The following is a 13,935-nucleotide window of genomic DNA, read 5'->3' on the forward strand; positions in this document are numbered from 1 at the left end:
CGCACGGCCTGCGCGACCTGCGCGACCCGCGCGACCCGCGCACAGAACCCGATTCACTCCAGAAGGGGTGCCACTCCCACCATGACGCGCCAGGACCAGCACCCCACCCCTGCGACACCGGAGCTGCCGCCGAACGCGGTCGCCGTGGTCGGCCTGGCCTGCCGGCTGCCCGGCGCTCCCTCCCCGGACTCCTTCTGGACCCTGCTCGCCGAGGGCCGCAGCGCGATCGGCCGCCCCGCCGCCCACCGCGGACTCGACCCCGCTCTGCCGCCCGCCGGCTACCTCGACCACGTCGACCGCTTCGACGCCGACTTCTTCGGCCTCTCCCCGCGCGAGGCCGCCGAGACCGACCCGCAGCAGCGGCTGCTGCTCGAACTCGGCTGGGAGGCCCTGGAACACGCCGGAATCCCGCCCGCCGGGCTGCACGGCAGCCGCACCGGCGTCTTCGTCGGCGCGATGGCCCACGACTACCGGCTGCTCCGGCACGGACCGGACGCGCCGCCGCCCTCCCGGCACACCCTCACCGGGCTCGCCCACGGCCTGCTCGCCAACCGGATCTCCTACACCCTCGGCCTGCACGGCCCCAGCCTCACCGTCGACACCGCCCAGTCCTCCGCCCTGGTCGCCCTCCACCTCGCCCACCGGGCCGTCCGCGACGGTGACTGCGAGCTGGCCCTGGCCGGCGGCGTCAACCTCATCCTGGACTCCGGAAGCACCGTCGAGGCCCGGGAGTTCGGCGGACTCTCGGCGGACGGCCGCAGCTACCCGCTGGACGCCCGGGCCGACGGCTACGCCCGCGGCGAGGGCGGCGGCCTGGTCCTGCTCAAGCGGCTCGACCGAGCCCGCGCCGACGGCGATCCGGTGCACGCGGTGATCCTCGCCAGCGAGACCAACCACGGCGGCGCGGCCGAGGGCCTCACGGTGCCCGACGCCGTAGCCCAGCGGCAGCTGATCCGACGGACGCTCCGGCAGGCCGGTGTCGACGCGGCGGACGTCCAGTACGTCGAACTGCACGGCACCGGCACCCCGGTCGGCGACCCGGTCGAGGCGGCGGCGGTCGGCGCCGCCTACCGGGGTGAAAGTGGCCACGGGGCTGTGGACGAGGCCCCGAACGCCGACGAGCACCCGAAGGCCGACGAACGCCGGACCGCCGACGAGGACCCGACCGCCGAGCGGCCGGGCGGCGGCGTCCTGCTGGTCGGCTCGGCCAAGAGCAACGTCGGCCACCTGGAGGGCGCGGCCGGGATCGTCGGCTTCCTCAAAGCCGTGCTCAGCCTCCAGCACCGGCAGGTCCCGGCCACCCTGAACCACCGCACGCCCCATCCCCGCATCCCGCTCGACCTCCTCGGACTGCAGGTGCCCGACGCCCTCATGCCGTGGCCCGACCCGGCGCGCCCGCCGATCGCGGGCGTCAGCTCCTTCGGCATGGGCGGCGCCAACTGCCATGTGCTGCTGACCGGGGCGCCTTCCACTGCGGAGCCGGTGGGCGCCGCCGCACCGGGCTCCCGGGCGGGAGGGCTGGCCTGGCCGCTGTCGGGTCGCACCGAGGCGGCGCTGCGCGCCCAGGCCGCCCGGCTGGCCGAGCACCTGTCCACCCGGCCGAACGCCGAACCGGACGTTGACGGGGAGCCTGACCTGGCGGCGCTCGCCGAGGCGCTGGCGACCACCCGGACCCACTTCCGGCACCGGGCCGTGCTGCTCGGCGAGCACCGAGCCGATCTGCTGGCGGGCCTCCGCGCCCTGGCGGACGGCGCCGCGGACCCCCGGACCGTCCTCGGGACCGGGCCGACCGGGCCGGTCGGCGGCCTCGCCCTGCTGTTCTCCGGCCAGGGCAGCCAGCAGGCCGCCGCCGGTCGCGAACTGTACCGGTCCGTACCGGAGTTCGCGGCCGCCCTGGACGAGGTCACCGCAGCGCTCGACCCCCACCTCGACCGGCCGCTGCGCGAGGTGCTGTTCGCCGATCCGGGCTCCCCCGGGGCCGCGCTGCTCGACCGCACCGAGTACACCCAGCCCGCGCTGTTCGCGCTGGCGACCGCCGTCCACCGTCTCACCGAACTGCGCGGCCTGCGACCGGCGTTCGTGCTCGGCCACTCCGTCGGCGCGATCGGCGCCGCGCACGCCGCCGGGGTCCTCGACCTCGCCGACGCCGCCGTCCTGGTCACCGCCCGTGGCCGGCTGATGCAGGCCGCCCGCGCCGACGGCGTGATGACCGCCGTCCAGGCCGGCGCCGACGAAGTCGCCCCGCTGCTCGCCGCCCAGCACGGGCGGGTGTCGCTCGCGGCGGTCAACGGCCCCGACGCCGTGGTGCTCTCCGGGGACGCCGGAGCGGTCGCCGAGGTCGCCGCCCACTTCGCCGAACTGGGCAGGCGAACACGGCGGTTGCGGGTCAGCCATGCCTTCCACTCGGCCCACATGGACAGCGCGGTGGCGGAGTTCCGGCGGATCGCCGCCGGGCTGCGCTTCCACCCGCCGCGGCTCACCGTCGTCTCCGAGGTGACCGGACGGGTCGCGGGGGCCGGAGACCTGGGCTCCGCCGACTACTGGGCCGAGCAGATCCGCCGGCCGGTCCGCTTCCACCAGAGCGTGCTCACCCTCGCCGAAGCGGGCGCGGCCGGCTACGCCGAGGTCGGGCCCGGCCGGGTGCTCGCCTCGCTCACCCGGCAGGCCCTCGCGGCCCGGCCCTCCGGCGACGGCAGCCGCCGCCCCGTCGTCCCACTGCTGCACGGCGGCGCTGCGGAACCGGCGGAGCTGCTGCGCTCCCTCGCCGAACTGCACGTCCACGGTGTGGAGTTCGACTGGTCCGCCGTCGTCGGGCGGGGCGGCGGCGCCCGGACGACGCTGCCCACGTACGCCTTCCAGCGGGAGCCGCACTGGTTCACCGACTTCACCGCCCCGCCGCGGACCGCCGGGGGACCGGCCCGACCGGCCGTACCCACCGCCCCCCGACCGCAGACACAGCCGCAGACACAGCCGCAGGTGCCGGCCGCAGCACGGACGAGCAGGACCGCCGGGCTGCCGCAGGTGCTGGCCGCCGTCGCCGCCGTGCTCGGTCACCGGGATGTCGAGCGGGTGGATGCCGACCGGACGTTCCGGGACCTCGGCCTGGACTCCATCGGCGCGGTCGAGTTCACCGAACGCCTCAGCGCCGCCACCGGGCGCGATCTGCCCGCCACCCTCACCTTCGACCGCCCGACCCCACGGGCGGTGGCCGACCACCTCACCGAGGCGCAGCCGGGCGCCGAGCCGCCGGCGGAGCCCCGGGCCGCCGCCGAGGAGCCGATCGCCATCGTGTCGATGGCGGGCCGCTTCCCCGGCGGGGTGAACTCCCCGGAGGAACTCTGGGAGTTGGTGGCGGACGGCCGGGACGCGATCGGCGCGTTCCCGGCCGACCGCGGCTGGCCCGAGCAGCTCTACCACCCCGACCCCGACAAGCCCGGCCACAGCTACACCCGCCAAGGCGGATTCCTCTACGACGCGGGGCAGTTCGACGCCGAGTTCTTCGGCGTCTCACCCCGCGAGGCAGCGGCCATGGACCCCCAGCAGCGCCTGCTGCTCGAAGTCGCCTGGGAGTCCCTGGAACGCGCCGGGATCCGCCCCGCCGAGCTGCGCGGCACCCGCACCGGCGTGTACGCGGGCCTCACCCAACTCGACTACGGCCCGCGGCTGCACGAACCCGCGCCCGGTCACGAGGGCCACCTGCTGACCGGGAGCAGCATCAGCCTGGCCTCCGGCCGGATCGCCTACACCCTCGGCCTGGAGGGCCCGGCCGTCACCGTGGACACGGCCTGCTCCTCCTCGCTGGTGGCCGTCCACCTTGCCGCCCAGGCCCTGCGCAGCGGCGAGTGCACCCTGGCCCTGGCCGGCGGCGCCACCGTGATGTCCACCCCCGGCATGTTCACCGAGTTCAGCCGCCAACGCGGCCTGGCCCCCGACGGCCGCTGCAAGCCCTTCGCGGCCGGCGCCGACGGGACGGGCTGGGCCGAGGGCGTCGGGGTGCTGGTGCTGGAGCGGTTGTCGGACGCCCGGCGCAACGGTCACCGGGTGCTCGCGGTGATCCGCGGCAGCGCCATCAACTCCGACGGCGCCTCCAACGGCCTCACCGCGCCCAATGGCCGTGCTCAACAGCGGGTGATCGCCGAGGCGTTGCGGCGTTCCGGCCTGACGGCGGGCGAGGTGGACGCCGTCGAGGCGCACGGCACCGGCACCACGCTGGGCGATCCGATCGAGGCCGCCGCCCTGGTCGAGACCTACGGGCGCGGCCGGACCGGAGAGCCGCTCCGGGTGGGCTCGCTCAAGTCGAACGTCGGCCACATGCAGGCCGCCGCCGGGGTCGGCGCGGTCATCAAGACGGTCTCGGCCCTACGTCACGGCGTGCTGCCGAAGTCCCTGCACGTCGATCAGCCCTCGGCCCTGGTCGACTGGGACGCCGGGGTCTCCCTGCTCACCGAGCAGCGGGCCTGGCCCGAGCTGGACCGGCCGCGCCGGGCCGGCATCTCCTCCTTCGGGATCAGCGGCACCAACGCCCACCTCATCCTCGAACAGGCCCCGGAACCCGCCCCCGCCGCGCAGCCCCCCAGCGGCCTCCCGTCCGTACCGTGGGTGCTCTCCGCCCGTACGCCGGCCGCCCTGCGCGCCCAGGCGGACCGCCTGCTCAAAACCCTCGGCGAGGACCCCGACGTCGACGCCGTCGCCCGGGCGCTGGCCGGCACCCGTACCGCGTTCGACCACCGCGCCGTCGTGACCGGCACCGACGCGGCCGGCCTGCGGACCGCCCTGACCGCGGTCGCGGCCGGCGTACCGACCACCGCGGCCGTCCTCGGCGAAGCGGCCGCCGCCGGGCGCACCGCCTTCCTGTTCACCGGCCAGGGCAGTCAACGGCCAGGGGTGGGAAGCGAGTTGTACCAGGTCTTCCCCGTGTTCGCCGCCGCCCTCGACGAGGTCAGTGCCGCCTTCGACCCCCATCTGCGACGCCCTCTGCGCGAGGTGCTCCTCGCCCGACCCGGCAGCGCCGACGCGCAGCTGCTCGACCGCACCGCGTACACCCAACCCGCCCTGTTCGCCCTGCAGACCGCGCTCTTCGGACTCATCCGCACCCTGGTGCCCGCGCCGGACCTCCTGATCGGGCACTCCATCGGCGAGATCGCGGCCGCGCACCTGGCCGGTGTGCTGTCGCTCGACGACGCCGCCGCGCTGGTCGCGGCCCGCGGCGCCCTGATGGACGCGCTGCCCGAGGGCGGCGCGATGGCCTCGATCGAGGCGCCGGCCGGGGAGGTCGAGGCATCCCTGGCGGAGCCGGCGGGCCTGCCCGGCCGGATCTCGGTGGCGGCCGTGAACGGCCCGCGCGCCACCGTGGTCTCCGGCGACCTGGACGCGGTGGAGGAGGTCGTGGCCCGCTGGCGGGGCCGTGGCCGTCGGGCGGCCCGGCTGCGGGTCGGCCACGCCTTCCACTCCCCGCTGATGGAGCCGATGCTCGCGGATTTCCGCCGGGTCGCCGAGCGGATCACCTACGCGGAACCGCAGTTGCCGGTGGTCTCGACCGTCACGGGCCGGCTCGCTGCTCCCGGTGAGCTGACCGATCCGGAGTACTGGGTGCGGCACGCCCGCGAGGCCGTGCGCTTCCACGACGGCCTGACGGCGCTGCGGGCGGCCGGGGTCCGGCGGTACGTCGAGATCGGGCCCGACGCGGTGCTCGCCACGCTCGCGGCGGACGCGCTCGCCGCCGAGGGCGGGACGGCCGTGGCCGTCCCGACCCTGCGGCGCGACCGCCCCGAGGTGGCCGGGCTGCTGGCGGCGCTCGCCGCGCTGTACGTCGACGGCGGCGAGGTGGACTGGCCGGTGCTGCTCGGACCGCCGCTGACGCCCGTCGAGCTGCCCGTCTACCCGTTCGAGCGCCGCCGGTACTGGCTGGACGCGCCCGCTCCGGCGGCGGCCGGAGCGACCGGGCATCCGCTGCTCCCGACCGAAGTCGCACTCGCCGACGGCGGTGGGGCGGTGCTGACCGGCCTGGTGTCCGCCGGCACCCATCCGTGGGCGGCCGACCACGCCATCGCCGGGACGGTCCTGCTGCCCGGCACCGCCCTGGTGGAACTGGCCCTGCGGGCGGGCGAGTCGGTACGGCTCCGCACCCTGGAGGACCTCACCCTGGAGGCTCCGGCCGTGCTGCCCGAGCAGGGCGGGCTGCGGCTCCAGGCGGTCGTCGGCCCCGCCGACGAGACGGGCGCGCGCCGGGTGACCGTGCACTCCCGCCGGGCCGACGCCGACCCGGGCGAGCCGTGGATCCGGCACGCCTCCGGCACGCTGGCGGCTGCCTCCGCCGGCCCCTCGCACCGGCCGTCGCCGGAACCCCCGGCCGTCGAGCCGGCCTCGGCCCCGGCCCCGGTTGAGCGCTTCTACGCCGAACTCGCCGCCGAGGGCTACGGCTACGGGCCCGCCTTCCGGGCGGTGACCGCCACCGGGCGGCGCGGCGCGGAGTCGTACGCCGAGCTCCGGCTCCCGGCCGAGGTCGATCCGGCCGGGTTCCTGCTCCACCCCGCGCTGTTCGACGCCGCCCTGCACCCGCTGGTCAAGGGGCGCGGCGACCAGGGCTCCGGCCGGATCGCGCTGCCGTTCTCCTGGTCCGGGGTGTCGCTCGGCGAGGGCTCCCCCGCGAGGGCGGCCCGGGCCCGGATCATCCCGACCGGCCCCGACCGTGCCCGGCTGGAGCTGACCGACGCCGAGGGCGCCGTCGTCGCCACCGTCGCCGAGCTGAGGCTCCGCGAGGTGGAGACCTCCCGGCTGGGCGGTTCGGAGGCGGCGGTGGCCCGTGACCTCCTGCGGGTCGACTGGCAGCCGGCCGGGCCCGCGACGCCGGCGCCGGTGGGCTCGGTGGCCGTCCTGGACGCCCCCGAGCTGGCGGCCGCCCTGCGGGCGACGGGAGCGGCCGTCCACGAGGTGGCCGGCCCGTTCCCGCCCGCCGAGGGCGAGGCCCCGGACGTGCTGCTGGTCCGCGCACCGACCGGTTCCGACGAGCCGCTGAGCGCCGCGCACGCGGCCGTCCGGTCGGTCCTGGCAACGCTGCAGGATGTCCTGGCGGACGACCGTACAGCCGGTACCCGGGTGGTGCTGGTCACCGAGGGCGCGGCCGACGGCGGCGGCCCCCAGGCACCGGCCGCGGCCGCGGTGTGGGGCCTGGTGCGGTCGGCGCGCGGCGAGCACCCGGGGCGGCTGACCCTGATCGATCTGGACGGCACCCCGCAGTCGCTGCGCGCGCTGCCCGGGGCGCTCGCCCTGACGGAGCCGGAAGTGGCACTGCGCAAGGGCGGGTTGGCGGTGCCCAGGCTGGTCCGGGCGGACGACGGCGGCTCAAGGGGCGCCGGGCCGGGGCCGCTCGACCCGGACGGGACGGTCCTGATCACCGGCGGTACGGGCGCGCTCGGCGCACTGCTGGCGCGGCACCTGGTGCGGACCGGGCAGGCCCGGCGGCTGCTGCTGGTCAGCCGGCGCGGTCCGGAGGCGCCCGGGGCGACCGAACTGCTGGCGGAGCTGGCAGCGCTCGGCGCCGAGCCGACCGTTGCCGCCTGCGACGTGGCCGACCGGGCCGCGCTGGCCGGGCTGCTGGCGCGGGTCCCGGCGGACCGGCCGCTGACCGCGGTGGTGCACACCGCGGGCGTGCTGGACGACGGCGTCCTCGCCGCACTGACCCCCGAGCGCCTGACCGCGACGCTGCGGGCCAAGGCCGATGCCGCCTGGCATCTGCACGAGCTGACCCGGAGCGCGGACCTGGCCCAGTTCGTCCTGTTCTCCTCGGTGGCCGGCGTGCTCGGCACCGCCGGCCAGGCCAACTACGCGGCGGCCAACGGCTTCCTGGACGGCCTGGCCCGACACCGGCACGCACTCGGCCTGCCCGCCACCGCCCTGGCCTGGGGCCTGTGGTCCGGCCCCGGCGGGATGGGCGACCGGCTGGACGACACCGGCCGGTCCCGCTTCGAGCGGCTGGGCCTGGCCCCGATCGAGGCCGAGCACGGGCTTGCTCTCTACCAGGCCGCGCTCGCCCGCCCGGATGCCGTTCTGGTGCCCGCCCCGACCGTCCCGGCCGTCCTGGCGGGCCGGGCCGCCGACGGCGGACTCGCCGCGATCCTGCGCGCCCTGGCCCGCCGGCCGACGGCCGTCGCCGCCGAACCGGCGCCCGGTGGGCGGCGTGCCGTCACCGCACTGGCCGAACGGCTCGCCGGGCAGCCCGCCGAGGCGCGGACGGCGCTGGTCGGCGACTACCTGCGCGAGAAGGTCGCCGCCGTCCTCGGCCACGCCCCGCGAACGCTGAGCGAGCACCGCGGCTTCCTGGAGCTCGGGGTGGACTCGCTGACCGCGGTCGAACTGCGCAACCGGATCAACTCGGACACCGGACTGCGCCTGCCGCCCACCCTGCTGCTGGACCATCCGACCATCGGCGAACTGGCGCTGCACCTCCAGGCCGTCCTGGCCCCCGAGCCGGCCGCCCCCGGCCCCGACCGGCCCCACCCCGACCGGCTCCGTGCCGAGCTGAGCCGGCTGGCCGCCGACCTGGCCGCGCTGAGCGAGCCCGAACGGGGCCCCCTGGTGGCCGAACTACGTGACCTGCTGGCCCCGTTCGACCCGGACCGCGCCGAGCTGGACGCGGCCACCGACGAGGAGATCTTCGACCTGATCGCCGACGAGTTCGGCATCACCGACTTCGACATCACCGACTTCGGCACCACCGACAGCGAGGAGGACTGAGACGATGAACACGACGGAGGAGAAGCTGCGCGGCTACCTCAGGCGCGTCACCACCGAGCTGCGGCAGAGCCGTCGACGGCTGGACGAACTGGAGGCCCGGGAGTCCGAGCCGATCGCCATCGTGTCGATGGCGGGCCGGTTCCCGGGCGGGGTGAACTCCCCGGAGGAACTCTGGGAGTTGGTGGCGAACGGCCGGGACGCGATCGGCGCGTTCCCGGCCGACCGCGGCTGGCCCGAGCAGCTCTACCACCCCGACCCCGACAAGCCCGGCCACAGCTACACCCGCCAAGGCGGATTCCTCTACGACGCGGGGCAGTTCGACGCCGAGTTCTTCGGCGTCTCACCCCGCGAGGCAGCGGCCATGGACCCCCAGCAGCGCCTGCTGCTCGAAGTCGCCTGGGAGTCCCTGGAACGCGCCGGGATCCGCCCCGCCGAGCTGCGCGGCACCCGCACCGGCGTGTACGCGGGCGTCATGTACCACGACTACGGCTCCCGGTTCCGGCGCGCCCCCGAGGAGTTGGAGGGCTATCTGGTCGTCGGCAGCGCGGGCAGCGTGGTCTCCGGCCGGATCGCCTACACCCTCGGCCTGGAGGGCCCGGCGGTGACCGTCGACACCGCCTGCTCCTCCTCCCTGGTGGCCGTCCACCTGGCCGCCCAGGCCCTGCGCAGCGGCGAGTGCACCCTGGCGCTGGCGGGCGGCGTCACCGTGATGTCCACCCCCGCGACCTTCGTGGACTTCAGCCGCCAGGGCGCCAACTCCCCCGACGGGCGCTGCCGTTCGTTCGCGGCCGGCGCCGACGGGACGGGCTGGGCCGAGGGCGTCGGGGTGCTGGTGCTGGAGCGGCTGTCGGAGGCCGAGCGCAACGGGCACCGGGTGCTCGCCGTGATCCGCGGCAGCGCGGTCAACCAGGACGGCCGCAGCAGCCAGCTCACCGCACCCAGCGGCCGGGCCCAACAACGCGTGATCAAGGAGGCCTTGCGGCGCTCGGGCCTGACGGCGGGCGAGGTGGACGCCGTCGAGGCGCACGGCACCGGCACCACGCTGGGCGATCCGATCGAGGCCGCCGCGCTGGTCGAGACCTACGGGCGCGGCCGGACCGGAGAGCCGCTCCGGGTGGGCTCGCTCAAGTCCAACCTCGGCCACATGCAGGCCGCCGCCGGGGTCGGCGCCGTGATCAAGACGGTGGCCGCCCTGCGCCACGGCGTGCTGCCCCGGTCCCTGCACGCGGAGGAGCCCACACCGCTCGTCGACTGGGCGGCCGGCGTCTCCCTGCTCACCGAGCAGCGGGCCTGGCCCGAGCTGGACCGGCCGCGCCGGGCCGGCATCTCCTCCTTCGGGATCAGCGGCACCAACGCCCACCTCATCCTCGAACAGGCCCCGGAACCCGCCCCCGCCGCGCAGCCCCCCAGCGGCCTCCCGTCCGTGCCGTGGGTGCTCTCCGCCCGTACGCCGGCCGCCTTGCGCGCCCAGGCGGGCCGACTGCTCGACAGCGTCGGCGACCGCCCCGACCCCGACGCTATCGCCCGCGCCCTGGCCGGCACCCGTACCGAGTTCGACCACCGTGCCGTGGTCACCGGCTCCGACGCGGCCGGCCTGCGCGCCGCCCTGGCCGCGGTCGCCGCGGGTGAGCCCACCACCGCGGCCGTGCTCGGCGAAGCCGTCACCGGCGGGCGGACCGCCTTCCTCTTCACCGGCCAGGGCAGCCAGCGCCCCGGCGCGGGGCGCGAACTCCACGCCGCCTTCCCCGTGTTCGCGGCGGCCCTCGACGAGGTCACCGCGGCCTTCGAGCCGCACCTCCGGCATCCGCTGCGCGACGTGCTCTTCGCCCGCCCCGGCACCGCCGAGGCCCGCCTGCTGGATCGCACCGCCTACACCCAACCCGCCCTCTTCGCCCTGCAGACCGCGCTCTTCCGGCTGTTGGAGTCCTGGGGCGTCCGGCCCGACCGGCTCGCCGGGCACTCGATCGGTGAGATCACGGCCGCGCACGCCGCCCAGGTGCTCACCCTGCCGGACGCGGTCACCCTGGTGGCCGCGCGGGCCCGGCTGATGGACGCACTGCCCGAAGGCGGCGCGATGCTGGCGGTGGAGGCCGACGAGAGCCTGGTGCTGGCCGAACTCGCCGCCGTGGACGGTGTGGTGGCCGTGGCCGCGGTCAACGCCCCGGGCTCGACGGTGGTCTCGGGCGAGGAGCGGGCCGTGCGGGAGCTGCGGGAGCGGTTCCGGGCGCTCGGCCACCGGTTCAGCCGGCTGCGGACCAGCCACGCCTTCCACTCCCCGCTGATGGACCCGATCACCGCCGAGTTCGGCCGGATCGCCGCCACCCTGCCGCACCATCCGCCGCGGATCCCGATCCGCTCCGCCCTCGACGGCGAACTCTACGACGCCCAGCGCCCGTTGAGGCCCGATCACTGGACCGCGCACGCCCGGCAGGCGGTCCGCTACCTGGACGCGGCCCGCGGACTGGCGGCCGACGGCGTCACGGCCTTCCTCGAACTCGGCCCGGACGGCGTCCTCGCCGCGCTCACCAGAGCGGCCCTCGCGGACGAGCCGGACACCTCGGACACCCCCGACGGCTCGGACGGCTCGGACGGCTCGGACGGCTCGGACGGAACCCGGGCCGAGCCCGCGGTGGCCGCACTGCTCCGCCGCGACCGGCCCGAGGCGCAGACCCTGCTCACCGCCCTCGGCACGGTCTACACCCGGGGCACCCCGGTGGACTGGACGGCCCTGCTCGGCGGTGTCCGGGGCTCCGCGGACATCCTCCCCACCTACGCCTTCCAACACGAGCGGTACTGGTCCGCGCCCCCGGAGGACGGCGGCGGCGCGGCGACCGTACCCGGCGAGGACGGCTTCTGGTCCACGGTCGCCCGGCAGGACGCCGGGAGCCTGGCCGAGCTGCTCCGGGTCGACGACGAGGCGCAGCGGTCGGCGCTCGGCGCGCTGCTGCCGTCCCTGGCCGGTTGGCGTGCGGCGCGCGAGCGGGACGAGGAGATCGACGGCTGGCGGCACCGGGTGGTCTGGCGCCGGGTCACGGAGGACGAGCCGGCGGGTCCGGCCGGTCGCTGGCTGCTGGTGCTGCCCGAGGCGGCGCGGCTGGACGCGGACGAGGCCGAGCGGGTCTCGCTCTGGCGGGAGCTGCTGGAGGGCGCGCTGCGGCGGGCCGGCGCGGCGGTCGGGCGGGTCGAGGTGGCACCGGGGGCGGACCGGGCCGAGTTCAGCGCATGCCTGGCGGACGCCGGCCGGCTGGGCGCGGCAGCGGCTGACGCCCCGGACGGCCCGGCGGTGGACCGGGCGACGGCGGCGGTGCTCGGCACCCAGGCGGTGCTCAGCCGTCTGGGCGCGGCCGGTGCCCCGGACCCGGGCGGTCCGGTCACCGGCGTGCTGTCCCTGCTGTCGCTGGTCTCCGCGCCGGTCGAGGGCCGACCGGCGGTGCCGGGCGGCCTGGCCGGGACCTTGGCGCTGCTCCAGGCCCTGGAGGCGGCCGGGTTCGACGCCCCGCTGTGGTCGGTGACCACGGGCGCGGCCGCCACCGGGCCCGGCGACCCGGTGGCCGATCCGGACGGCGCGCTGGTGTGGGGCCTCGGGGTGGTCGCCGCCGCCGAGACCCCCCAGTGGGGCGGCCTGATCGACCTGCCGGAGGAGCCGGGCGGCCGGGCCGCCGCCCGTGCGGTGCGGGCGCTGCTCGCGGGTGGCCCGGAGGCGGAGCTCGCGGTGCGGGCCGAGGGCCTGTTCGCCCGCCGGGTGGTCCCGGCCCCGGCGGACGGCCCGGCCGTCCCGGCAGCCGCAGCCGCAGGCACCGACACAGGCACAACCGCAACCGCAGCCCCGGAGGAGCCCGGCACCCGCCCGCGCGGCCCGGTGCCGCTGGCCGCGCCCCGGGGGACGGTCCTGCTCACCGGCGGTTCCGGCGCCCTGGCCGGGCATGCGGCGCGCTGGCTGGCGCGGCGCGGGGCCGAACACCTGCTGCTGGCCGGGCGGCGCGGCGCGGCGGCGCCCGGGGCGGCCGAACTGGCGGCGGAGCTGACCGGGCTGGGGGCCGCCGGAGTGAGCTTCGCGGCGGTGGACGTGGCGGACCGGGAGGCGGTGGCGCGGCTGCTGGCGGAGATCCCGGCGGACCGGCCGCTGACGGCGGTGCTGCACACGGCGGCGGTGCTGGACGACGCCACCCTGGGCGCGCTGACGGTGGAGCAGCTGGACCGGGTGCTGCGGGTGAAGGCGCTCGGGGCCCGGCACCTGGACGAGCTGACCCGGGGGCTGGACCTGGAGGCCTTCGTGCTGTTCTCCTCGGCCGCCGCGGTGACCGGCCTGCCCGGGCAGGGGAACTACGCGCCCGGCAACGCCTACCTGGACGCCCTGGCCCTGCACCGGCGGGCCGCCGGGCTGCCCGCCACCTCGGTCTCCTGGGGCCTGTGGGCGGGCGCGGGCATCGCCGACGCGGAGGCCGCCCGGCAGAGCCGTCGGCACGGCTACCTGCCGATGGCCCCGGACACGGCTCTGGCCGCGCTGGACCGGGTGCTCGCCGACGGCACCCCGCACCTGCTGGTCGCGGCCGCGGACTGGTCGGCGCTGGCGGCCGTGCGCTCCCATCCGCTGCTCGCCGAGCTCCTCCCGGCCGCCTCTGCCGAGGACGGCGCCGCGGGCGCGGCGGCGCGCGGTGCGGATCCGGGGGCCGGACTGCGGGCCGAGCTGGCCCCGCTGGCGGCGGCGGACCGCGCCCGGGAGCTGCTGCGCCGGGTCCGCACGGAGTCCGCCGCCGTGCTCGGCCGGGCGGACGGCGACACCGTCGCCGCGCACCGGGGCTTCCGCGACCAGGGCTTCGACTCCATCGCCACCGTCGAACTGCGCAACCGCCTGGGCCGGCTGACCGGTCTGCGGCTGCCGGCGACCCTGGTGTTCGACCATCCGACGCCACAGGCCCTGGCCGAGCAGCTGCTCGCCCGGCTGGACCTGCCGGCGCCTGCCGCCGCCGGGAGGGGCGGCGAACTGCTCGCCGGGCTCGACCAGGTGGAGCGGCTGTTCGCCGCCCTGGCGGAGGACGACCCCGCCCGCGACGAGGCGGTGCGGCGGCTCGGCGCGCTGACGGGCGCCGGGCACGGCTCCGCGCTCGGCGCGGGCCTGGCGGCGGCCAGCGACGACGAGCTCGTCGACTTCATCGGCCGGGAACTCGGCATCTCCTGACCGTCGCCCGTGCGGTGCCCTCC

At 77.3% G+C, this 13,935-nt stretch carries 2 protein-coding genes; both read left to right on the top strand.

The features are described from left to right. Nucleotides 1–81 precede the first annotated feature (81 nt). Nucleotides 82–8,733: a type I polyketide synthase gene (locus ABTY61_RS34710; protein ID WP_350509149.1), complete on the top strand. Its 8,652-nt coding sequence runs from the start codon at nucleotides 82–84 to the stop codon at nucleotides 8,731–8,733. Between the two features lie 25 nt (nucleotides 8,734–8,758). Beyond that, complete coding sequence (locus ABTY61_RS34715) at nucleotides 8,759–13,912, top strand: type I polyketide synthase (RefSeq protein WP_502895482.1); 5,154 nt, start codon at nucleotides 8,759–8,761, stop codon at nucleotides 13,910–13,912. The last annotated feature ends 23 nt before the right edge of the window (nucleotides 13,913–13,935 follow it).

Origin of the sequence: Kitasatospora sp. NPDC096128 (genome assembly GCF_040303105.1) — a bacterium.
GTDB lineage: Bacteria > Actinomycetota > Actinomycetes > Streptomycetales > Streptomycetaceae > Kitasatospora.